Origin of the sequence: Thiemannella venezuelensis (assembly GCF_014203605.1) — a bacterium.
GTDB lineage: Bacteria > Actinomycetota > Actinomycetes > Streptosporangiales > Streptosporangiaceae > Planomonospora_A > Planomonospora_A venezuelensis.
Genome location: NZ_JACHJJ010000002.1, coordinates 199,331 through 219,801 on the forward strand (window position 1 = coordinate 199,331; position 20,471 = coordinate 219,801).

The following is a 20,471-nucleotide window of genomic DNA, read 5'->3' on the forward strand; positions in this document are numbered from 1 at the left end:
GCCGGTCGGGCCGGGTGGATCAGGGGGTGACGGCCCGCCGGATGCCGGCGAGCGAGGCGGCCAGGAGCCGGTCGCGGCCGGTGGACTCCGCGTAGTCGGCGAGCGCCGCGCAGAGGAACACGGCCAGCACGCGCGCCGCCAGCTCGCGCTCGGGGCCGATCGGGCGCCCGTAGGCCGTGAGCAGTGCCGCACGGGATGTGCCGGAGAAACCCGCGTAGGCCAGCGAGAGGTCGACGGCCGGGTCGGCCAGGCAGATGTCCACCCAGTCGATGACGCCGGTCGCCCGGCCGTCCGGGCCGACCAGCAGGTGCCGCAGGTGCAGGTCGCCGTGGACGACTGAGACCGGACCGGGCGGAGGACCCGCCTTCTCGCCCTCGGCCAGGAGCCGTTCGACGGCCGGATCCGGCGTCCGCAGACCACGCCGGGAGAGGGCGGCCAGCCGCTCGCGGGCCATCGGCGCCCGCACCCCGGGATCGCCCCGGCGCATCGGGTCGACGGGCAGCTCCGCGCCCGCCCCGGCGGCCAGGCGCGGGTCGTGCAGGGCCCGCAGGAAAGCGCCGAGACCGGAGGCGGCCCGCACCAGGCCGGCCTCGGAGAGATCGGCCTCGGCCAGCTCCCGGCCGGGGATCAGCTCCGCGCCCCAGAACGGCCACGGGTAGGAGCCGCCGGGACGCCCGACGTGTGTGGGGACCGGAACCGCCAGCGGCAGCCCGGGTGCCAGCGCGGGCAGGGTCGCGATCTCCCGCCCGATGCCGGGCAGCACGACGGCGCGGCGCGGGAACCGGAACACCCACCGCCCGCCGACGAGGTGGACGGTGTTGTCCCAGCCGGTGGCGAGCGGCTCGACCGGCGCGTCGCGCAGGTCGGGGAACTGCCCGCCCACCAGCGCCGCCGCCTCGGCGGTCCCGACGTCGTGCTCGGCCTCCCACTCCGCGCGGGGCGGCGCGCTCCCCGGACCGCTGCTCGTCATGATCGCCATGCTAGCCCGGCGGGCGCACGCCGTACGGGGACCGGGACCGCGTCCGGGCGGAGTGGGAGGCGGCAGGGTGCCGGGCGGTCGCGGGCCGTCCGCGGGCGGGACGTGCCCGGCCGCGGGTGAGGAGACCGGCGGTCCGTCTCTCTGATCCCGGCGCGTCGCGTCCTCTCGGGAATCCCGGTTGACACCACTCTATTCGTAGTACTATGTTCATACCACTCCAAATGGAGTACTACAGGAAGAGTGAAAGAGGATCGCATGCGAAAGCTCGTCTACTACATCGGCATGACCATCGACGGCTTCATCGCCGCCCCCGACGGCGGTGTGGACTTCTTCCCGGTGGGCAAGGACGTCCTGGACTTCATCGTCGAGGAGTATCCGGAGACGCTGCCCACGCACGTCCGCGGGCAGCTCGGCGTCGACGCCGAGAACCGGAGCTTCGACACCGGCATCCAGGGGCGGGTCACCTACGAGCCCGCCCTGGAGATCGGGGTGACCAGCCCCTACGCCCACCTGCGCCAGTACGTGGTCTCGGAGAGCATCACCGAGAGCCCCGACCCGGCGGTCGAGATCGTCTCCGGCGACCCCCTGGCCAAGGTCCGCGAGCTCAAGGCGGAGGACGGCAAGGACATCTACCTGGCGGGCGGCGGCCGGCTCGCCGGGACCCTGCTGCCGGAGATCGACCGGCTGGTCGTCAAGCTCTACCCGGTCGTCGCCGGGGCCGGGATCCCGCTGTTCACCACCGGGTTCTCCCCGGTGGACTTCACGCTCGCCGGCACCCGCGTCCTCGACGGCGGCATGGTCGTGCTCACCTACGACAGGACGTGATCCCGGGCGGAGGGCCGGGCCCCGGACCGAGAGGGACGGGGCCCGGGATTCGCGCGACGCGGGGACCGGGGCTCAGCCGGTGGGCGGCGGGTTTCAGGATCGCGCTCACCGGTTTGTGAAGGGGGCTTGAGCGGAGCCGGGGGTGACGGGCGTGGTCACGCGCATGGCTCCGCCGCCGGTGCCGGGTGGAGGTCGAGGGCGCACCACACGGTGCGCCCGAGGGTGCCGTGGTCGCGCACGCCCCAGCGCCCGCCGGACAGCTCGCGCACGATGGCCAGGCCGCGGCCCCCCTCCACGTCGTCCGGTACGGCGTCGCAGGCACGGGGGCGCGAGAGCGCCCCGCCCGGGTCCGTGACCTCGATGAGGAGGAGGTCCGCCATCCGGACGAGCATGAACAGCACCAGGTCGCACGCCCTGCCGCGGTCGGCGTGCACGGCCGCGTTGGTGACGAGCTCGGAGGTGGCCAGCCGCACGTTCTCGTAGGCCGGATGGTCGGACCCGAGCCATTCCCGCACGCAGGTGCGGGCCTGCGAAGCGGAGGCGGGATCGAGTCTCAGATAGGCCTCTCCGAGGATTTCGGATCCGACCTCTCCCGGGCTGATGACTGCGTTCATGTTGGACCTGTCCGGCGGCGGGTTCGCGGATTCGTCTTCCGAGCATCGCACTCCTTGGATACCGTCTGTAGCGGAACGACCACGCTCATGGTCAACGGAATCCGTGAAATGGACTGTGAAACCGTAGGGGGCGTCCGGTGCCGAAACCCACCGAGCTCGATCCCAGTGTGTCGCCGATCGCCTTTTTCGGCTACGAGCTGCGGAGATACCGGCAGGAGGCCGGTCTGACCCAGTCGAAGCTGGCCAGCCGGGCCGGGTTCGCGCTGGGCACGATCTCGATGGCGGAGACCGGACGGCGGCCTCCGACGGAGGATTTCGCACGGCGCTGCGACGAGGCGTTGGGGGTGGACGGGGCGCTCATCAGGATCAAGGAGATGATCGACAACGTCTCCGCCCGCCTGCCCGCCTGGTTCCGCCCCTGGGCGGAGATAGAGCAGACCGCCGAAGTCCTCCGCACCTGGGAACCGCTCATCGTGCCGGGCCTGCTCCAGACCGAGGAGTACGCCCGGGCGCTCTTCAGCGGCGAGCCGCGCGTCTCGGCCGGGGGAGTGGAGCGGGACGTGGCCGCCCGGATGGAGCGCCAGCGCATCCTGGAACGGGAGGACCCGCCCATGCTCTGGGTCGTCCTCGACGAGGGTGTGCTCGGCCGGTGCATCGGCGGCGACGCCGTCATGGCGGCGCAGCTCGGCCGCCTCCTGGAGGCGGCCGAACTGCCGCACGTCACCGTCCAGGTGCTTCCCTTCGAGGCGGGCAGCACCGTCGGCCTGCTGGGCGGTTTCGTCATTGCACAGGTCCGGGGGCTTGCGAATACTGCCTACATGGAGTCGGCCGGCCAGGGCCAGGTGACCGACCGGCCCGACGACGTGGCGGACATCACCACGAAATACGAGGCGATCCGCGCGGAGGCGCTCCCTCAGCGGGCATCGCTGAAACTTGTGCGGGAGATGAGAGACCGATGGATCGGGAACTGAACGAGGCATTCTGGGTGAAGTCGCCGTTCTCCGGCGGCAACGGCGGCAACTGTGTGGAGATCGCCAAACTGCCGGGCGGCAGGGTCGGCGTCCGCGACAGCAAGGATCGGTCTGGTCCGGCACTGGTGTTCACTCCGTCCGAGTGGACCGCCTTCACCCACTGGGTCCGTATGGACGACACGGTCTGAACGCGTGCCGTACGGCCCGTACGGCCGCGCCCGCCGCACGCGGGCGCGGCCGTGCAGGAGCATCCGGCGGGTGGGACCGGTCAGCGGGTTTCCACCCAGATGTCGACGATCTGGTGCGGGGTGATGCCGGTGACCGAGGCGGTTCCGGCGGGCTGCCACGGGCCGATGATGGGGATCAGGCCGACCTCCGGCAGGAAGTGGCGTTGGAGCACCCGGATCCGGTGCTCGCCCGTTCCGGTGGCGCAGTAGCTGGAGGCCTGCTGCCCGGAGACCTGGTAGCTGCAGTTCGTGGGCGCGGCCGAGGCGCCGGGGGCTGTCGCCGAGGCCAGCACCGTGGTCAGGAACGCGGCCGCCGATACGGCCGCCGCGCGTTTTCTCGCACTCATGCATGACTCCTGAAGGCTGGGGACGTCGTGAGCATGCGGGCGGGGCCGCTGCAGCGGCCGGCGCTTATCTATAGGAAACTTTCCTAAAAGAAAAGCTAGCCCCCGCCCGTCCCGGGGTCAACACTCCGGTGGACGATCTCCTGGGGCTCCAGCTCGGCGCGCACGGGCCGGATCAGGCGGGATCAGGCCGGATCAGGGCGGATCCTCTTCGGAGGCTCGCTCCCCGCGCTGGTCAAGCCAGCCGAGGACCACGGCGGCGTCGCCGGGCGCGAGGTGCTCGGCGAGGACGCGCCGGAACTCCTGCTCACCGAGGGCCTCGCGCTGGCGGCCGAGCCAGTACAGGTTGACGTCCGTCTCGGGCACCTGGAGCTCGGCGTGGACGACCAGGCTGAGAAGGAGGTACGGGACGGCCTCGGCGGCCTGGCCCGTCTCGGCGTACAGCGCGCCGAGCTGGCCGTAGCCGGTCGCGAGGTTCGCGCGGTCGCCGAGCTCCTCGTCGATGTCCAGGGCCTTGCGGTACCACTCCAGCGCCCGGTCGTAGTCCCCGCGGTTCTCGGCGATCATGCCGATGAAGACGAGGACGCCGTGCCGCGCCTCCTGGATCGCCCGCTCGATCGTCTCGACGACGACGGCTCCCGGTGAGCGGAGCACCTCCTCGTAGGTGACGCGCAGCTCCGCCTCGCGGAGCCGGTCGGCGAGCCGGCGGACCCATTCGAGGTCGGCGTCGGTGCAGGAGACGACGCGGGGCCACCGCCCCCCCGGAGGGTGTCCCGCTCGGCGGGGAGGCTTTCGCGGTGCGGCGCCCGGCGGGCCGGCCGCGCACCTGGACCCCGGCGAAGACGGCCGCGACGACGCCCGCGACGGCGCTGACCACGGCGACCGCCAGCTCCGCGATGTCCATATGATCAGATTACGGCGTGGAGCGTTCTGACGGCTCCCGGTCGTCGGAAGCGGTGAATCACCGGTAGGTCCGGGAAGCCGGGCCGCGGACTCCGCGAGGGTTCTCCGGCGGGGGCGCCGCGCCGCTCCGAGCCTTCACGGCCTCGTAAGATTTCGGCGTTTGCGCCGCGTCTACGCTTGCCCCGTGATCAGATCTCGTACGGCGGCCGCCCTCGCGACCGTCGCCCTGCTGTCGGCGGGATGCGCCGCCACCGGGAACGAAGCGGCCGGTCCGGCCCGGGGCGACGGGTCGCCGCCCGCGGATTCCGCGCCCGCTCCGGCCGCCACGCCCGCTCCCGCCACCGCGAGCGGTTCCGGCGAGCGGCCGGAACCGGCGGCCTCGAGGGCCCCCGTCCCGGAGGCGCTGGCGTTCACCGCGAAGACGCTGTCCGGCGAGACCTTCGAGGGGGCGAGCCTGGCGGGCAGACCGGTGGTCTTCTGGTTCTGGGCGCCGTGGTGCCCCAACTGCCGTTCGGAGGCGCCCGCCGTCAAGGCCGCGGCGGAGAAGTACGGCGACGTCGCCTTCGTCGGGGTCGCGAGCCTCGACACCGAGGCCGCGATGAAGGAGTTCGTCCGGAGCACCGGGACCGGGACCGTCACGCATCTCTCCGACGAGAAGGGCGCGGTGTGGACCAGGCTGGGGGTCAGCCGGCAGTCCACGTTCGTGTTCATGAAGCCGGACGGCTCGGCGGAGAAGGCCCCGGGCCCGATGGACTCGGGCGAGCTGAACGGGCACGTCGAGAAGCTGCGCGCCGGATAGTGCCCGCCGACCTGCCGCTCGCACTGGCGCTCGCCGCGGGCACGGTCGCGGCCTTCAACCCGTGCGGCTTCGCGATGCTCCCGGCGTACCTCACCATGCTGATCGTCGACGACGGCGCCGGCGGCGGAACAGGCGGAGCCGTACGGCGCGGCCCGATGGCGCGGGCGGTACTGCTGTCGGCCGCGATGACCGCCGGATTCGTCACCGTCTTCGGCCTGTTCGGACTGGTCGTCACCCTGCTGGCCGTCTCCGTCGGGCGGTACCTGCCGTGGGTGACCGTCGTGATCGGGGCCGCTCTCGCCGGGCTGGGCCTGCGGCTGCTGAGCGGCAGGGAGTTCCTGGTGCGCGTGCCTGGGCTCGGCGGCGGCCGGGTGGCCGCCTCCCCGGTCGCGCTGTACGGCTACGGGCTGTCCTACGCGGTGGCCTCCCTGTCCTGCACCGCCGGGCCGTTCCTCGCGGTCACCTCGGCCTCCCTGACCGGCGGCGGCGTTCTGGGCGGCCTGGCCGTCTTCGCCGCCTACGCGGCCGGCATGGGTGCGGTCGTCACCCTGCTCTCGCTGGCCGTGGCGCTGGCGCACGGCGCGGCGGTCGCCCGGATGCGCCGCGTCCTGCCCCACGTGCCGCGGATCAGCGGAGGTCTCCTGCTGCCGGCCGGGCTGTACGTCGCCTACTACGGCTGGTACGAGCTCCGCGTTCTCGCGGGCTCGTCCGCCGACGATCCGATCGTGGGCGCGGTGACGGCCGTGCAGGGCGCGGTCGCCGCCGGGGTCGAGGCGCTCGGCGCGGGAGGGATCGCCGCCGTGCTCGCCGTTCTCGTCCTCGGCGCGGTGGCTCTGCGCCGGGTACGGCGGGGCGCCCGGCCCCGCCGGTGACGCCCGCCGACCGTGATCGGCCCGGCGGCGCCTGCCCGCTCAGCGCAGGGCCGCGAACCAGCGTCCCGCCTCCCGCCAGTGGTCGGCCGTGCCGAACCCGCCGGCCAGGGCCAGGCGGACGAGGTCGGTCACCGAGACCGTGGCCCACCCGAACCAGCCGCCGACGGCGCCGTCGCGGCGGAGCCGTAACCGCTCGACGCGGCTCCGCGTGCCGGGCGCTTCGGCCTCGACGACGACCCGGCCGCCGGGCCGCACCAGCTCCCGGATCCTGCGCAGCAGCGCCGCCGGGTCGCCGCCGATGCCGATGTTGCCGTCGGCGAGCAGCGCGGTCGCCCAGGCTCCGCCGCCGGGCACGTCGCCGAAGACGTCCCGCAGCAGGGCGAACCCTCCGGCCCGGCGGGTCAGGTGGACGGCGTGCGGGGTGACGTCGATGCCCAGGGCGGGAACGCCCCGCCGGGCGAGGGCGACGGTGAGCCGCCCCGGTCCCGAGCCGACGTCCAGCGTGGGACCGGAGCACCGGGACAGGATCGACTCGTCGCCGTCGATCGGCTCCATCCAGCGGGCCGCCTCCAGCGGCCTGCGGGTCCCGTCGACGTACTCGATCTCGGTCGCCGCTCCGGCGAGGGAGGCGGCGTAGAGCTCTCCCACCATCACGGGGCCCCCGCTCCCGTGACGGCGGCTCCGGGCCGGGCCCCGGCCCCGGTCACGGCCCGGAGCGCGGCGGCGAACCGGGAGCCGGGCGCCCCGGCCGCGATCCGGAGGGCGTCGTCCGCGGTGTCCACGTCGTCCAGCTCCGGCATGACCGCCACCGTCAGCCCGGCCCCGCGCAGGCGCGCGAGCTGGACGGCCCCCGTGTCCGGCCGGGACATGGGCACGCCGAGCAGCAGGGCGGGGTCGGGGCGGCGCAGGCCCAGCAGCCAGAAGCCGCCGTCGGCCGCCGGGCCGTACACCGCGTCACGGCCGTCCAGCGCGACGGCGGCGGCCCGCAGCAGGTCCGGGGAGACCTGTGGGGTGTCCATGCCGATCAGCACGGCGGGCTCCGGATGCAGCCGGAAGGCGTCGGAGAAGGCCGCGGCGAGCCGCTCGTCGAGGCCGGATCCGCGCTGAGGGATCACGGTGAACCCCTCGGGCAGCCAGGCCCCGGGGAGGCCGTCGAGGGCCAGGACCCGGTGCCGCACCGGGACGGCGACGACGGCGCGCAGGGTGTCCTCCAGCGCCGCGGCGGCCAGGCGCGCGGCCTGGCCGGGGGTGAACGGCGGGGTGAGACGGGTCTTGACCCGCCCCGCCACGGGCTCCTTGGCGATGACCACGATCTGCGTCATGCCGTCTCTCCCACGGGCTCCTCCACGGGCTTTCCGGGGAGCCGTCCCATGACACGCCGCATGTCGCCGACGGCCCGCAGGGTCCCGCGCACCGTGCCGGTCACCTTGGACCGCCCGGCGCGGGGCAGGTAGTCCACCCGGGCCTCGCCGATCCGCCAGCCGGCCGCCGCGGCGCGCAGCACCGTCTCCAGCGGGTAGCCGAAGCGGCGGTCGGTCATCCCCAGCCCGAGGAGGCCGCCGCGCCTGGCCGCCCGCATCGGGCCGAGGTCGTGCAGCCGGGCACCGGTGCGCCGCCGCAGGCGCGCGGCCAGTACGGCGTTGCCCGCCCGCGCGTGCACCGGCCAGGAGGCACCGGGCCGCGGGACGCGCCGGCCGAGCATCAGGTCGCTCCAGCCCGCCCGGACCGGGTCGGCGACGAGCGGCAGCTGGCGGGGGTCGAGGGAGGCGTCGGCGTCCATGAAGCACACGATGTCGGCGGTGGCGGCCAGCAGTCCGGCGTGGCAGGCCGCGCCGAACCCGCGCCGGGGCTCGGTGACCACCAGCGCGCCGAGTCCGGCGGCGACCTCGGCGGAGCGGTCGGTGGAGCCGTTGTCGACCACGATCGGGCGGTAGCCGTACGGCATGCGCCCGAGCACCCAGGCGAGCGCGGACTCCTCGTCGAGGCACGGAAGCACCACGTCGATCTTCATGGCTCCGACGGTAGACCGGACGGCACCGGACAACCCTTACGAAGTGATGACATGGTCGGGGGGAGTTCGCAGCTCCGACCTACGGTGAGAAAGTGATCGAAAGCTCCCGGCCCCGGGCCGGAAGGACGGCCGGCCGTCTCGCGCCGGCGGTCTGGGCGGTCCTGGTCGCCGCGGCCTTCGCGGCGGGCGCGGTCCTGCACGGCCTCGGGGTGCTCGCCATCGATCACCTGCCGCCGCTGCACGGCCACTTCCGCGTGCCGCCGATCACGCTGCTGCCCGCCGCCGCCTTCGCGGCCGTGGCGGTCACGCTGCTGCCGTCCCTGGTCATGCGGCAGGGCTTCGGGCAGGCGCTGGCCGTCGCGTACGGCTGCGCGCTGGTGTGGACGGTGCTGCTGGCGGTCTCGGCCGACGGGCTCGCGGAGCCGTTCACCCATCCGGAGGAGTACCCGGCGGTGCTGCCCGCGGTGGGCGGCGACCCGCTGGGCTGGCTGGCCGGTTTCACCGGGCGCCTGCCGGAGTACCCGACCCACGTGCGCGGGCACCCGCCGCTGCCGGTGCTCGTCGTGTGGGCGCTCGCCGCGGCCGGGCTCCCGGGGCCGCTGCCGGCGGCACTGCTGGCCGTCGCCACCGGCTGCTCCGCCTCGGTGGCGATCGCGCTGACCGTGCGGCGGCTGGCCGGGGAGGAGGCGGCCCGCCGGGCGCTGCCGTACCTGGCGCTCACCCCCGCCTCCGTCTGGATCGCCACCAGCATGGACGCCTTCTTCGCCGGGGTGGGGGCGTGGGGCGTCGCCCTGCTGGTCCTCGGCCGGAGCGGGGCGGCGCGGGCCGCCTGCGCGGGTGCCGGGGGCGTGCTGCTGGGTGCGCTGCCGTACCTCAGCTACGGGCTGGTCCCCTACCTGCTGATCCCGGTGGCAGCCGCGGCGGTGGTCCGGCCGCCGCGGGCCGCCGTGCTCGCGGTCCTGGCCGGGGCCGCCGCGGTGACGGCCGCGTTCGCCGCCGGGGGCTTCCTCTGGCCCGCCGGGGTGCTGGCCACCCACGCGGAATGGGCCGCCGATCCCGGCGCGGCCCGGCCGTACCTGTACTTCCTGGTGGCGAACCTGGCCGTGCTGGCGCTGCTGACCGGTCCCGCCGCCGCCACCGGCCTGGCACGGCTCGCGTCCCGCACGGCACCCTCCCGCACGGCACCCTCCCGCACGGCGCCGGAAGGTCCGGCGGCTCCGGGCCGGGCCGCCGCGCGCGGTGTGGGGGCCGTGGTGGCCGCGGCCCTGGTGGCGGTGCTCGCCCTGGACGCCAGCGGGGTGACCCGGGGCGAGGTGGAGCGCATCTGGGTGCCCTACGCGCTCTGGATCGGCCCGGCCGCGAGCCTGGCGGGCGGCCGCCGCCCGCTCGCGGCCCAGGCCGTCACCGGGCTGCTGCTGCAGGGACTGGTCGTCTCGCCCTGGTGAGTCCGCCCGGAGGTCATCCCAGCGGGGCGGTGGAGAACTCCCGCATCCCCTCGGCGAACCCGATGGAGGCGCGGAAGCCGAGCTCCTCACGGGCCCGCTCGGGCGAGGCCGTGATGTGCCGCACGTCGCCGAGCCGGTAGCCGCCCGTGACCACCGGGTCGGGACCGCCGCGCTCGGACGCCAGGGCGGCGGCCATCTCGCCGACGGTGTGCGGGACCCCGCTGGCCACGTTGTAGGCGACCAGCCGTCCCGGTTCCCGCGCGCTCGACGCCGGGCCCGCCGCCAGGTCCGCCGCCGCCAGGTTCGCCTCCGCGACGTCGCGGACGTGGACGAAGTCGCGCCGCTGCCGCCCGTCCTCGAACACCCGGGGCGCCGCGCCCCGCTCCAGCGCCGACCGGAAGATCGCGGCCACGCCCGCGTAGGGGGTGTCGCGGGGCATCCGGGGCCCGTACACGTTGTGGTAGCGCAGGGCGACGGCCGTACCGCCGGTCTCGCGCGCCCAGCCCGCCGCCAGATGCTCCTGGGCCAGTTTGGTGGTGGCGTAGGCGTTGCGCGGGTCGGGCGGGGCGTCCTCGCCGATCGCCGCGGGGTCCAGCGCCGCGCCGCACCGGGGGCAGCGAGGCTCGAACCGCCCCCGTTCGAGATCCCGTACGGCGCGCGGACCCGGCCGGACCCGGCCGTGCTCGGCGCAGTCGTAGGCGCCCTCGCCGTAGACCACCATCGAGGAGGCCAGCACCAGGCGGCCGACGCCGTGCCGGGCCATCGCCGCCAGGAGCACCGCCGTGCCGTACACGTTGACCGACGCGTAGTCCGGCAGATCGGCCACGTCCGCGCCGAGCCCGACCTTGGCCGCCTGGTGGACGACCAGGTCCATCCCGCGCAGCGGCCCGTCGAGCGCACGTCCGTCGCGGACGTCCCCGGCGGTCACCCCCGGGGCGGCCCGCAGGTCGAGGCCGGTCACCTCGTGCCCGGCCCGGCGGAAGGCGTCGGCCGCGTGGCCGCCGATGAACCCGGCGGCACCGGTGATCAGCACTCTCATCGGGCCGACGCTAACCGGGGGACGGAACCGGGGGAAGGCCGGGCGCGGTGACGTTCGCAGGCCGTAAGGACTCGGCGGCCCCGCGGAGCGGAAGGCGAAACGTTCTCACGGCCGTGGACGATCGGAGGCAGTGGCCCGGGCGGCAGCGGGGACTTCAGGGCATGACCATTAGTTGATGTTCTTTTACCTCTTTTGGGAGTAGGCCGTAACCGGCGGGCCGAGTTCTCTCCGGGGTGGATTTCTTTGCATTAAGTGCCAAATTTCGGTCTGGTTGGTGCTCATGTGGGGCAAGGTTCTGTTTTTTCAGCTGAGAATCGGGGAGAGAGACCTAATCTGGGGACAGGCGAAACCCGATCCGGGGAAGATAGGCCGTGGCGCCGTTCGTGGAGCGGCCGGTCGGCCTCCTGGAGGAGGTCCCAGCAGGCGCCTGCCCGCCGTCCCCGTCGTTCAGCGCCGTTTCCTTCCGAGGAGAGTTCCGATATGAGCGATCACCACAGCCGGTGCGGAGAGTGTGGCGGCGTGCGGCCGGCACAGGACACCGCCGAGTACACCCGCGAACGGCTGCTGCTGATCGCCAAGGTCGGATTCTGCGCCTGCCGCGCGGCGACCGCGGACGACGGCCGGGCTCCCGCCGCGCAGGGGCGCGCCGGAGCCGAGGCCGTCGGCGTCAAGGTCGCCGAGGCCCCGGCCGCCGAGTCGCGGTCCGGCGAGCTGAAGGTCGGCGAGCTGAGGATCGGTGAGCCGAAGGCCGGGCCCAGGGTCGCCGAGACCCAGCCCGTCGGCTCCCGCGTCGCCGGTTGAGCCCCACGCCCGGCGTCGCCGGTTGAGCGGTGCGGCACCCGCCCCCGTCCCGGGGCCGGGTGCCGCGCTCTGTCGTGCCCTGCCGGGCTCCCGCGCTCCCGCCTGCCGCCGGTGTCCCTGAGGCCCGTCGGACGGAAGGAAGTCGTGTGCCCAAAACGGGACAAGGTGTGTATATTTTCCTTCAGTGAGTCCCATCTGAAGGAGGATTTGTGGCCAGGGCGTTCCCCCGGGTGCTGTTCGACGAGGCACACAACGAGTCGTGGACCATCCGGCGGGAGGTGGCCGAGGCGATCAATCCCGGCCACCCCGACGACAACAGCTACGCCCGCGCCGCCGAGCTCCTGCGCCGCCTCGGCCACACCGTCGCCGCGCACACCGGGGGCGCCGTCACCCCGGACGTGCTCGCCGGCGCCGACGCCTTCGTGATCGCCCACCCCTCGGCCGCCCGCTGGGAGCGCACCACCGGACTGGGCAGCCCGGTCTTCACCGGCGCCGAGCTCGACGCGATCGAGGCCCACGTCCGCGGCGGCGGCGGCCTGGTCGTCCTGGCCGAGTGCGAGCAGGACAAGTACGGCAGCAACCTCACCGAGCTGCTCGCCCGCTTCGGCGTCGGCGTCGAGCACGCCACCGTCCAGGACCCCAGGAACGCCCACAACGGCGTGGCCTCATGGATCCTCGGCGTCCCCGGCGGCGCCGGCGAGGAGGACCTCCTCGCCGGCGCGGGCCGCGCCTGCTTCTACCGCGCCGGGGTGCTCACCGCCCCCGAGGACGCGACGGTCCTGTTCTCCACCTCGCCCACCGCCGACCCCGCCGGGGAGCCCCTCGCGGTGGCCGTACGGCACGGCGCGGGCCGCGTCGTCGTGATCGCCGACTCCGACCTGTTCGGCGACGACTCGATCGCCGACTACGACCACGCCGCGCTCTGGGGCAACCTCGTCACCTGGGCCTCCCGCATCCCCGCCCCGGACGCGGCGGAGGGTGCGGCGGACCCGTCGTCCAGGGCGGAGGCCCTGGCGACGTTCCGCGAGCTCAAGGACGCGGTCGAGCGGCTCAAGCCGCTGCAGGCCAAGGACGGCTCCATCGAGGGCGACCGGGACCGGGCCGTCGCGCTGATCTCCGAGATCGTCGGGCACGTCGCCGCCCTCGCCCCCCGCTTCCCGCACGACGAGGCCTACCTCGCCGCGGTCGTCGCCGACTTCCGCAAGTGGGTCGAGCAGGGCCTCGGCGTCCCCGACTTCCTCGACTCGCTCGACGCCTTCCACCCCGACACCCAGCGGGTCGACGGCCTGGAGCACCTCGTCGTCTTCCCGATGTACACCCAGAACGGCTCCACCTCCCGGCACGTCGAGGCCGTCTGGATCCGGACCGTCTGGCCGGAGTGGCTGGCCGAACTGGAGCGCACCCGCTACGACAACCCGATGTTCGTGCCGATCGCCTTCGAGGACTTCACCTCCGGCTACGACACCAACTCCGCGGTGCTCTTCCCCGAGACCGTCGCAGTCCGCCAGACCCCGGCCCGCTTCACCTGGGGCGGGATCTTCTGCGACCGCGAGGCCGCCCGCTTCCGCAAGGTCGGTCGCGCGGCCGCCGGCACCCTCAAGCTGGCGCTCCCGCCGGACGCCGCCCGCCTGCTGGAGTCCCAGGAGCTGGCCCAGGACACCTTCGTGCTCTGGGACCTGGTGCACGACCGCACGCACAGCCACGGCGACCTGCCGTTCGACCCGTTCATGATCAAGCAGCGCATGCCGTACTGGCTCTACTCCCTGGAGGAGCTGCGCTGCGACCTGACCGCGTACGGCGAGGCCGTGGAGCTGGAGAAGGAGGGAGTGCCGCACGCCCGCTACGTCCAGTACGCCATCCTGTTCGACCGGCTCTTCCGCTTCCCGATCACCGGTGACCGGGTCCGCAACTACGACGGCCTCGGCGGCCAGCTGCTCTTCGCCTACCTGCACCGCAACGACGTCGTCCGGTGGACCGACAACCGGCTCAGCGTCGACTGGTCCCGGCTCGCCGGCTGCGTCGCCGACCTGCGCGGCGAGGTGGAGAAGCTCTACCGCGACGGCATCGACCGCTCCAAGCTCGCCCACTGGCTCGCCGCCCACGAGCTCGTCGCCGCCTACGTCGAGCCGCACCCGGCCTCGGTCTGGGCGAAGGGCGTGGACGCGCTGCCCACCGAAGGCTTCCCGAAGGCCGTGGTGGACGCGGTGCTGCCCGACGAGTTCCCGCTGAGCATGTTCTACGAGGCCCTGCGCCGTAAGCTCGGCGAGGTCGTCGACTCCACGAAGGGGATCCGAGCATGATCATTGTTGTCGCCGGCGCGGCCGGCCCCGCGGGCCAGGCGGTCGTCCGCCGCTTCACGGACAAGGGACACACCGTCATCGGCGTCGACAAGTCCGGCGCCGACGGCGCGCTCGCCGTCGACCTGCTCGACTTCGACGCCGTGAAGAAGCTGGCCGCCGACGTCCGGGCCGAGCACGGCCGCGTGGACGGCCTGGTCCACCTGGTCGGTGGCTGGCGCGGCTCCAAGACCTTCGCCGAGACGAAGCTGGAGGACTGGGCGCTCCTGCACGACCTGCTGGTCCGCACCCTCCAGCACGTCACGCTCGCCTTCGAGCCCCTGCTCACGGCGAGCGGGCGCGGGCGCTTCGCCATCGTCTCCGCCAAGGCCGCCGAGAGGCCCACCCAGGGCAACGCGGCCTACGGCGCCGCCAAGGCCGCCGCCGAGGCCTGGACCCTCGCCTTCGCCGACGCCCTGCAGGGCACCGGCGCCACCGCGAACATCCTGGTCGTCAAGGCCCTCGTGCACGAGGCCATGCGCGCGGCGGACCCCGAGAAGACGTTCCCCGGCTTCACCGACGTCGACGACCTCGCCGCGGCGGTCGAGGGCCTGTGGGACACCGACGCCAACGGCACCAGAACGGACCTCACGCAGTGACCGACGCAGTGAACGGTGCCGCGGACGCCGCGGGCACCGGCACGACCGACGCCGTCCGCAGGCACGATCCGGCGGTGAAGGGCTTCGCCAGCGACAACTACGCCGGGGTCCACCCGGAGGTCCTCGCCGCGGTCGCGCTCGCCAACGGCGGACACCAGACCGCCTACGGCGACGACGTCTACACCGAGGCGCTCCAGGAGGTCTTCCGCAGGCACTTCGGCCCGGCCGCCGAGGCCTGGCCGGTGTTCAACGGCACCGGCGCCAACGTGGTCGCGCTGCGCGCGATGACCGCCCACTGGGAGGCCGTGGTCTGCGCCGAGTCGGCGCACATCCACACCGATGAGGGCGGTGCGCCGGAGCGCACGGCCGGGCTCAAACTGCTGCCCGTGGCGACCCCCGACGGCAAGCTCACCCCCGAGCTGATCGACCGGCAGGCGTGGGGCTTCGGCGACGAGCACCGCGCCCAGCCCAGGGTCGTCTCGATCACGCAGACCACCGAGCTGGGCACGCTCTACACGCCGGAGGAGGTCAGGGCGATCTGCGAGCACGCCCACGGCCTGGGCATGCTCGTCCACCTCGACGGCGCCCGGGCCGCCAACGCCGCCGCCGCGCTGGACGTGCCGCTGCGCGCGTTCACCACCGACGCGGGCGTGGACGTGATGTCCTTCGGCGGCACCAAGGCCGGGCTGATGTTCGGCGAGGCGGTCGTCGTGCTCGACCCCGGGGCCGTGCGCGGCCTGCGCTACCTGCGCAAGAGCGCGATGCAGCTCGCCTCCAAGATGCGCTTCGTCTCGGTGCAGTTCGAGGCGCTGCTCGCCGGCGACCTGTGGCTGCGCAACGCCCGCAACGCCAACGCGATGGCGCTGCGGCTGGCCGAGGCCGTCCGGGACATCCCGGGTGTGGAGATTCCGCGCCCGGTGCAGGCCAACGCGGTCTTCGCGGTCCTGCCGCGGGACGTCACCGAGCGGCTGCAGAAGCGCTTCCGCTTCTACACCTGGAACGAGGCCACCGGCGAGGTCCGCTGGATGACCGCGTTCGACACCACCGAGGCCGACGTCGACGCCTTCGCCGCCGCCGTCGCCGAGGAGATAGCATTCCCGGTATGAAGCTCCGCAGCCCGGGTCTGTGGCGGGCCGCCTTACGGCGGACCCGCTAGCCAGCCCAGCCTGCGCACAGAGAACGGCCGCCGTCCACCGGCGGCCGTTTCGTCTTCCCACGGCCGGCGGTCCGGCGGTCCCTTCCACCGAGAAAGGGACAGAAATGACATCGACCCCCGTCCAGCCCCCGGTGCGGGCCCAGGCCCCGGCTCCGGCCCGGATGCCGGCTCCGGCGGCGGCCCCGGTGGCCGCGCCGGCGCCCAGGCGCGTCTTCTCCGCCTTCCAGGCGAGCGGCCGCCTCACCCTCGGCAACTACCTCGGCGCGATCCTGCCCGCCGTACGCCTCCAGGACGAAGCCGCCTGCGTCTACGCCGTCGCCGACCTGCACGCCCTGACCGTCAGGCACGACCCCGCGCACCTGCGCGCCCGTACCCGCGAGGTGGCGACCCTGCTCCTGGCCTCCGGGCTGGACCGCTCCCCGCTCTACCTCCAGTCGCGGGTTCCCGCCCACACCGAGCTGTCGTACCTGATGGAGAGCACGGCCCACGACGGCGAGATGCGCAGGATGATCCAGTTCAAGGAGAAGTCGGCGGCCCAGGAGGAGGTACGGCTCTCGCTGCTGACCTATCCCGCGCTGATGGCCGCCGACATCCTGCTCCACCGGGCGGACCTGGTCCCGGTGGGGGAGGACCAGCGCCAGCACCTCGAGCTCACCCGTGACCTGGCGCTCCGCTTCAACCGCCGGTACGGCGAGACCTTCGTCGTCCCCGAGGCCGTCCACCCCGAGACCGCCGCCCGGGTCATGGACCTGGCCGTACCCACCGCGAAGATGAGCAAGTCCGCCGTCTCGGAGGCGGGGACAGTCTACCTGCTCGACCCGCCCGCCGACATCCGGCGCAAGATCATGAGGGCGGTGACCGACTCCGGGAGCGGGGTCCGCCACGATCCGGCGGCCAAGCCGGGGGTCTCCAACCTGCTCGTGATCCTCGCGGCCTGCTCGGGCCGGCCCGTCGCGTCGCTCTCCTACGGCTCGTACGGCGCCCTGAAGAAGGACACCGCCGAGGCGGTCATCGAGGCGCTGACCCCGGTCCGGGAGCGCTTCGCGGTCCTCTCCGCCGACCCGGCGGAACTGGACCGGCTCCTCGCCGCCGCGGCGGCCCGGGTGATCGAGGAGACCTCCGGCCTGATGGCCGCCGCCCGCCGGGCCATCGGCCTGGGTTGAGGCCTCCACGGTCCAGGCCTCCACGGTCCAGGCCTCCACGGTCCAGGCCTCCACGGTCCGTCCCCGGAGGGGCCCGGCCCTCGCGCACGACCCGGCGGGGAGTCGCGGGGGCCGCGGCCCCGTCCGGGGCGCGGACCGGTGCCTACTTGTGGCCGGTCTCGTTCTCGTACTGGGTGAGCTGCTGTTCCAGCGCCTTCATCAGCTCGAACACCTGGCTCGGCGGAATGCGGATCCGGCTGACGATGCGGGTGGGCACGCTGACGAAGTGCTGACCCGAGGACGGGTCGTTGGCGAGCTGGGGCGGCCGTGTGATCACCGCGAAGTCCAGGACGAAGCCATCCTGGGTGTGCCACACCGAAGCGAAATTGGCGTACTGCCCCATCTCGACCTCGGCGGAGATGCTCACCTCCAGGCGGTTCTCCGGCTCGTCGTTCACCATTCAGCCTCCTCCGGCCAGGTCGGCTCCGTGCTGCCCTGACCGGGATCCGGCCGCGCAGGGGGACGCACCGGCGCTATTCACGTATGGAAGGCAGCGGTTTGGCGCCCCGCTGCCTGAGCATGTCGGTCATCAACTTGATCTCGCCGCTCTGGGTGTTGACGATGTGCCGGGCCATGGTGGCCACCTCGTCGCGGTCGGACAGCTTCAGCAGGGCCTCCGCCATCTGCACTCCGCCCTCGTGGTGGCGGATCATGAGCTGGAGGAAGAGGATCTCCTGCTCCTTCCCGGCGGCCCCGCGGAGCCTGCCGAGCTCCTCCTCGCCGGCCATGCCCGGCATCGCACCCGTTGCGGCGGACGGCGTCGCCGCCGTGCCGCCGTGGCCGTGACCGGCCATCCAGGCCATTGCCGGGCGTTCGCTCGACTGGTCGAGCTCCCACTGCTGCAGCCAGCCCATGAACATGCCGCGCTGGGCGGTCTGGGTGACGATGACGTCGTAGGCGAGCAGTCTGAGCGCGTCGTCCGTGCTGCCGTCCCTGGCGGTGAACGACATCTCCACGGCCTGGGCGTGGTGGACGGCCATGTCGCGGGCGAACCCGGCCTCGGCGGAGGCGTCGGTCGGCTCACCGCTCCGGCCGAGGACCAGCACCAGGACGGCGGCCGCGGCCAGGCAGGCCAGAAGCACGCCGAGCACCATGCGCCGCCGGGGGCTCGGAGACGTCTCCGCGGAATTTTCCATGACCAGTCAAGCGTACTCACCCTGGAGAACACCGCGTTATCACGTACCAGCCGTCCCTTATTCTCCCTATACGCCGGGAGGGCATAAGGTGACCCGGAGTTGTGCGCCGGGTGGAGGAACGATGTCGAAGGACAAGACGCAGGCAAGGCGGGACCACCTCGCCAAGATGCGTGCTCAGCAGAAGGCCAAGGAGCGCAAGACCGCGCTGCTGATGTGGGGCGTCGGAGGGGCCGTCATCGTCCTGCTCGTCGGGCTGGTCGGCTTCTACATGGTCAATCAGGCCGAGGAGACCTCGCTGGACGCCGTCACCAGCGCCAAGTACCCCGGCAGCGAGCATGTGCAGACCAAGGTGGCCTACAAGGAGAGCCCGCCGATGGGCGGACCGCACCACCCGGCGTGGCAGAACTGCGGGATCTACGACGCTCCGATCAACAACGAGAACGCCGTGCACTCGATGGAGCACGGCGCCGTGTGGATCACCTACCAGCCGGATCTGCCCAAGGAGCAGGTGGACACCCTGAAGGAGCTGGCCTCCAAGGACTTCATGCTCCTGAGCCCGTACCCCGGCCTGCCCGCCAAGGTCGTGGCCAGCTCCTGGAACAAGCAGCTCAAGCTGAACAGCGCCGACGACCCGCGTCTGCCGAAGTTCATCCAGAAGTACAAGCAGGGCGCCGAGACGCCCGAGCTCGGCGCGACCTGCGACAGCGACATCACCACGACGACCTCGGAGAACCCGATCCCGGAGGCCAGCCCGACGCCGGCCCCGAGCGGCAGTCCGTCCACGGAGCCCGAGGCCTCCCCGTCGCCCAGCTCCTGACGCCCCGGATCCCGGGAACAGGACCCACCGGCCGGTACGGCTCCCGCGGGAGCCGTACCGGCCGGCGCGTTCTCAGGCCAGGACCTGCTCCAACCGGATCGCCTCCAGCCCGTGCGCCTCGGCCACGGGCCGGTTCGTCAGGTGCCCCTCGTGCGTGTTGAGGCCCAGGGCCAGGGCGGGATCGGCGCGCAGCGCCTCGCGCCAGCCCAGGTCGGCGATGGCCAGGGCGTAGGGCAGGGTCACGTTGGTCAGCGCGTAGGTCGAGGTGTGCGGGACCGCGCCCGGCATGTTGGCCACGCAGTAGAAGACCGAGTCGTGGACCCGGTAGGTCGGCTCGGCGTGCGTGGTCGGGCGGGAGTCCTCGAAGCAGCCGCCCTGGTCGATGGAGATGTCCACCAGCACCGAGCCCGGCCGCATCCTGCTGACCAGGTCGTTGCTGACCAGTTTGGGAGCCTTCGCGCCGGGCACCAGCACCGCGCCGATGACCAGGTCGGCGTTGAGGACCGCGCGCTCGACCTCGTAGGTGTTCGACGCGACGGTCTGGCAGTGCCCCCGGTAGACGACGTCGGCCTGGCGGAGCCGGTCGATGTTCCGGTCCAGGAGCACCACCTCGGCGTGCATGCCCAGCGCGATGACCGCGGCGTTCATCCCGGAGACCCCGGCGCCGATCACCACCACGTTGGCCGCGTGCACGCCCGAGACGCCGCCCATCAGCACCCCGCGCCCCCCGCCCTGCCGCATCAGGTGGTAGGCGCCCACCTGCGGGGCGAGCCGCCCGGCCACCTCCGACATCGGGGCCAGCAGCGGCAGGAAGCCGTCCGGGGTCTGCACGGTCTCGTAGGCGACGCCGGTGACGCCGGAGTCGAGCATGGCCCGGGTGCACGCCTCGGAGGCGGCCAGGTGCAGGTAGGTGAAGAGCACCTGCCCCTTGCGCATCCGGTGGTACTCCTCGGCGACGGGCTCCTTGACCTTCAGGACGAGGTCGCCCTCCGCCCACACGTCGTCGGCGCCCTCCAGGATGGTCGCACCCACGCTCTCGAAGTCGGAGTCGGGGATCGAGGACCCGGCGCCGGCGCCCCTCTCGACGAAGACCCGGTGCCCGTGCCGGACGAACTCGTGGGCCCCGGCGGGAGTGAGGGCCACGCGGTACTCGTGGTTCTTGACCTCGCGGGGAACTGCGATCTTCACGACCCCTCCATGAATTCGCGCCTGTCGTCCTCTTCACTCTGCGTTCCCGGGAAAGGGGCCGCCATGCGCAACCTGCAAAGAGTCGATCGCCTGTGATTACATTCTGTTAACTTCAGCTCCTGAACGTGTTCACCCGGATGGATTTGACCGGTTGATTACACGCTCTTTGCGTAGATCGGTAGGCTCACCGCAGCAGACGCGAGGAAC

At 73.2% G+C, this 20,471-nt stretch carries 23 protein-coding genes; 12 read left to right on the plus strand and 11 right to left on the minus strand.

Annotated features, from left to right (window positions below; all coding sequences use genetic code 11):
• Positions 1–19: 19 nt before the first annotated feature.
• Positions 20–970, minus strand: coding sequence for a phosphotransferase (locus FHS22_RS04450; protein WP_184938658.1), 951 nt, complete (start codon positions 968–970; stop codon positions 20–22).
• 264 nt (positions 971–1,234) lie between these two features.
• Here FHS22_RS04450 and FHS22_RS04455 point away from each other — a divergent pair, with 264 nt between their 5' ends.
• A complete protein-coding gene (locus FHS22_RS04455) occupies positions 1,235–1,804 on the plus strand; it encodes a dihydrofolate reductase family protein (protein WP_184938660.1) in 570 nt (189 codons plus the stop codon).
• Between the two features lie 155 nt (positions 1,805–1,959).
• Here FHS22_RS04455 and FHS22_RS04460 read toward each other — a convergent pair whose 3' ends face one another.
• The gene (locus tag FHS22_RS04460) at positions 1,960–2,418 is read right to left on the minus strand and encodes an ATP-binding protein (RefSeq protein ID WP_184938663.1); all 459 of its coding nucleotides are present in this window, start codon (positions 2,416–2,418) and stop codon (positions 1,960–1,962) included.
• 137 nt (positions 2,419–2,555) lie between these two features.
• Here FHS22_RS04460 and FHS22_RS04465 point away from each other — a divergent pair, with 137 nt between their 5' ends.
• Together FHS22_RS04465 and FHS22_RS04470 are read left to right on the plus strand one after the other, a co-directional pair.
• On the plus strand, positions 2,556–3,389 hold the full coding sequence (locus tag FHS22_RS04465; RefSeq protein ID WP_184938665.1) for a helix-turn-helix domain-containing protein: 834 nt from the start codon (positions 2,556–2,558) through the stop codon (positions 3,387–3,389).
• On the plus strand, positions 3,374–3,577 hold the full coding sequence (locus tag FHS22_RS04470; protein WP_184938668.1) for a DUF397 domain-containing protein: 204 nt from the start codon (positions 3,374–3,376) through the stop codon (positions 3,575–3,577). Before FHS22_RS04465 ends, FHS22_RS04470 begins: the two co-directional genes overlap by 16 nt.
• A gap of 80 nt (positions 3,578–3,657) precedes the next feature.
• Here the strand turns inward: FHS22_RS04470 and FHS22_RS04475 are convergent, their stop codons facing one another.
• Together FHS22_RS04475 and FHS22_RS37775 are read right to left on the minus strand one after the other, a co-directional pair.
• A complete protein-coding gene (locus FHS22_RS04475; RefSeq protein ID WP_184938669.1) occupies positions 3,658–3,963 on the minus strand; it encodes a hypothetical protein in 306 nt (101 codons plus the stop codon).
• A 192-nt stretch (positions 3,964–4,155) separates the two neighbouring features.
• The gene (locus FHS22_RS37775; protein WP_260407677.1) at positions 4,156–4,872 is read right to left on the minus strand and encodes a toll/interleukin-1 receptor domain-containing protein; all 717 of its coding nucleotides are present in this window, start codon (positions 4,870–4,872) and stop codon (positions 4,156–4,158) included.
• A 175-nt stretch (positions 4,873–5,047) separates the two neighbouring features.
• On the opposite strand from FHS22_RS37775, the gene FHS22_RS04485 reads away from it, so the two are divergent.
• Both FHS22_RS04485 and FHS22_RS04490 read left to right on the plus strand, forming a co-directional pair.
• Entirely contained in the window at positions 5,048–5,662 is a 615-nt protein-coding gene (locus FHS22_RS04485) for a redoxin domain-containing protein (protein ID WP_184938675.1), read from the plus strand.
• A complete protein-coding gene (locus tag FHS22_RS04490) occupies positions 5,662–6,534 on the plus strand; it encodes a cytochrome c biogenesis CcdA family protein (RefSeq protein WP_184938678.1) in 873 nt (290 codons plus the stop codon). Before FHS22_RS04485 ends, FHS22_RS04490 begins: the two co-directional genes overlap by 1 nt.
• Positions 6,535–6,573: 39 nt before the next feature.
• On the opposite strand, the gene FHS22_RS04495 is transcribed toward FHS22_RS04490, so the two are convergent.
• From FHS22_RS04495 to FHS22_RS04505, 3 genes are read right to left on the minus strand one after another with little or no spacing between them, the layout of a single operon-like run.
• Positions 6,574–7,185 carry a class I SAM-dependent methyltransferase gene (locus FHS22_RS04495; RefSeq protein WP_184939062.1) on the minus strand — a complete coding sequence of 204 codons (612 nt, stop codon included), beginning with the start codon at positions 7,183–7,185 and terminating at the stop codon, positions 6,574–6,576.
• Complete coding sequence (locus FHS22_RS04500; protein WP_184938681.1) at positions 7,185–7,856, minus strand: TIGR04282 family arsenosugar biosynthesis glycosyltransferase; 672 nt, start codon at positions 7,854–7,856, stop codon at positions 7,185–7,187. The genes FHS22_RS04495 and FHS22_RS04500 overlap by 1 nt, the downstream gene beginning before the upstream one ends.
• Complete coding sequence (locus tag FHS22_RS04505) at positions 7,853–8,545, minus strand: glycosyltransferase family 2 protein (RefSeq protein ID WP_184938683.1); 693 nt, start codon at positions 8,543–8,545, stop codon at positions 7,853–7,855. Before FHS22_RS04505 ends, FHS22_RS04500 begins: the two co-directional genes overlap by 4 nt.
• A gap of 92 nt (positions 8,546–8,637) precedes the next feature.
• Here FHS22_RS04505 and FHS22_RS04510 point away from each other — a divergent pair, with 92 nt between their 5' ends.
• Positions 8,638–9,990 carry a hypothetical protein gene (locus FHS22_RS04510; RefSeq protein WP_184938686.1) on the plus strand — a complete coding sequence of 451 codons (1,353 nt, stop codon included), beginning with the start codon at positions 8,638–8,640 and terminating at the stop codon, positions 9,988–9,990.
• Positions 9,991–10,003: 13 nt separating this feature from the next.
• Here FHS22_RS04510 and FHS22_RS04515 read toward each other — a convergent pair whose 3' ends face one another.
• Positions 10,004–11,029, minus strand: coding sequence for an NAD-dependent epimerase/dehydratase family protein (locus FHS22_RS04515; RefSeq protein WP_184938688.1), 1,026 nt, complete (start codon positions 11,027–11,029; stop codon positions 10,004–10,006).
• Between the two features lie 519 nt (positions 11,030–11,548).
• Here FHS22_RS04515 and FHS22_RS04520 point away from each other — a divergent pair.
• The 5 genes from FHS22_RS04520 (at position 11,549) to trpS (ending at position 17,084) form a co-directional block, all read left to right on the plus strand.
• The gene (locus tag FHS22_RS04520; protein WP_184938690.1) at positions 11,549–11,830 is read left to right on the plus strand and encodes a hypothetical protein; all 282 of its coding nucleotides are present in this window, start codon (positions 11,549–11,551) and stop codon (positions 11,828–11,830) included.
• Positions 11,831–12,039: 209 nt separating this feature from the next.
• Complete coding sequence (locus FHS22_RS04525) at positions 12,040–14,130, plus strand: DUF6421 family protein (RefSeq protein WP_338047594.1); 2,091 nt, start codon at positions 12,040–12,042, stop codon at positions 14,128–14,130.
• Entirely contained in the window at positions 14,127–14,765 is a 639-nt protein-coding gene (locus FHS22_RS04530) for an SDR family NAD(P)-dependent oxidoreductase (protein WP_184938693.1), read from the plus strand. Before FHS22_RS04525 ends, FHS22_RS04530 begins: the two co-directional genes overlap by 4 nt.
• Positions 14,762–15,871, plus strand: a complete 1,110-nt coding sequence (locus FHS22_RS04535) for a threonine aldolase family protein (RefSeq protein WP_184938695.1) — start codon at positions 14,762–14,764, stop codon at positions 15,869–15,871. Before FHS22_RS04530 ends, FHS22_RS04535 begins: the two co-directional genes overlap by 4 nt.
• A gap of 154 nt (positions 15,872–16,025) precedes the next feature.
• The gene (gene trpS, locus FHS22_RS04540; RefSeq protein WP_260407651.1) at positions 16,026–17,084 is read left to right on the plus strand and encodes a tryptophan--tRNA ligase; all 1,059 of its coding nucleotides are present in this window, start codon (positions 16,026–16,028) and stop codon (positions 17,082–17,084) included.
• A gap of 142 nt (positions 17,085–17,226) precedes the next feature.
• Here the strand turns inward: trpS and FHS22_RS04545 are convergent, their stop codons facing one another.
• On the minus strand, positions 17,227–17,523 hold the full coding sequence (locus FHS22_RS04545; protein ID WP_184938698.1) for a DUF3467 domain-containing protein: 297 nt from the start codon (positions 17,521–17,523) through the stop codon (positions 17,227–17,229).
• Positions 17,524–17,596: 73 nt separating this feature from the next.
• Positions 17,597–18,259, minus strand: a complete 663-nt coding sequence (locus FHS22_RS04550; protein WP_184938701.1) for a DUF305 domain-containing protein — start codon at positions 18,257–18,259, stop codon at positions 17,597–17,599.
• Positions 18,260–18,380: 121 nt separating this feature from the next.
• Here FHS22_RS04550 and FHS22_RS04555 point away from each other — a divergent pair, with 121 nt between their 5' ends.
• Complete coding sequence (locus FHS22_RS04555) at positions 18,381–19,076, plus strand: DUF3105 domain-containing protein (RefSeq protein WP_184938704.1); 696 nt, start codon at positions 18,381–18,383, stop codon at positions 19,074–19,076.
• A 72-nt stretch (positions 19,077–19,148) separates the two neighbouring features.
• Here FHS22_RS04555 and ald read toward each other — a convergent pair whose 3' ends face one another.
• On the minus strand, positions 19,149–20,264 hold the full coding sequence (ald, locus tag FHS22_RS04560) for an alanine dehydrogenase (protein WP_184938706.1): 1,116 nt from the start codon (positions 20,262–20,264) through the stop codon (positions 19,149–19,151).
• Between the last annotated feature and the right edge of the window lie 207 nt (positions 20,265–20,471).

Coding starts and splice junctions, on each gene's coding strand:
- FHS22_RS04530 (WP_184938693.1), top strand. CDS start 14,127: ATGATCATTGTTGTCGCCGGCGCGGCCGGCCCCGCGGGCCAGGCGGTC.
- trpS (WP_260407651.1), top strand. CDS start 16,026: ATGACATCGACCCCCGTCCAGCCCCCGGTGCGGGCCCAGGCCCCGGCT.
- FHS22_RS04460 (WP_184938663.1), bottom strand. CDS start 2,418: ATGAACGCAGTCATCAGCCCGGGAGAGGTCGGATCCGAAATCCTCGGA.
- FHS22_RS04495 (WP_184939062.1), bottom strand. CDS start 7,185: ATGGTGGGAGAGCTCTACGCCGCCTCCCTCGCCGGAGCGGCGACCGAG.
- FHS22_RS04505 (WP_184938683.1), bottom strand. CDS start 8,545: ATGAAGATCGACGTGGTGCTTCCGTGCCTCGACGAGGAGTCCGCGCTC.
- FHS22_RS04515 (WP_184938688.1), bottom strand. CDS start 11,029: ATGAGAGTGCTGATCACCGGTGCCGCCGGGTTCATCGGCGGCCACGCG.
- FHS22_RS04500 (WP_184938681.1), bottom strand. CDS start 7,856: ATGACGCAGATCGTGGTCATCGCCAAGGAGCCCGTGGCGGGGCGGGTC.
- FHS22_RS04545 (WP_184938698.1), bottom strand. CDS start 17,523: ATGGTGAACGACGAGCCGGAGAACCGCCTGGAGGTGAGCATCTCCGCC.
- FHS22_RS04450 (WP_184938658.1), bottom strand. CDS start 970: ATGACGAGCAGCGGTCCGGGGAGCGCGCCGCCCCGCGCGGAGTGGGAG.
- FHS22_RS04455 (WP_184938660.1), top strand. CDS start 1,235: ATGCGAAAGCTCGTCTACTACATCGGCATGACCATCGACGGCTTCATC.
- FHS22_RS04555 (WP_184938704.1), top strand. CDS start 18,381: ATGTCGAAGGACAAGACGCAGGCAAGGCGGGACCACCTCGCCAAGATG.
- FHS22_RS04475 (WP_184938669.1), bottom strand. CDS start 3,963: ATGAGTGCGAGAAAACGCGCGGCGGCCGTATCGGCGGCCGCGTTCCTG.
- FHS22_RS04550 (WP_184938701.1), bottom strand. CDS start 18,259: ATGGAAAATTCCGCGGAGACGTCTCCGAGCCCCCGGCGGCGCATGGTG.
- FHS22_RS04470 (WP_184938668.1), top strand. CDS start 3,374: ATGGATCGGGAACTGAACGAGGCATTCTGGGTGAAGTCGCCGTTCTCC.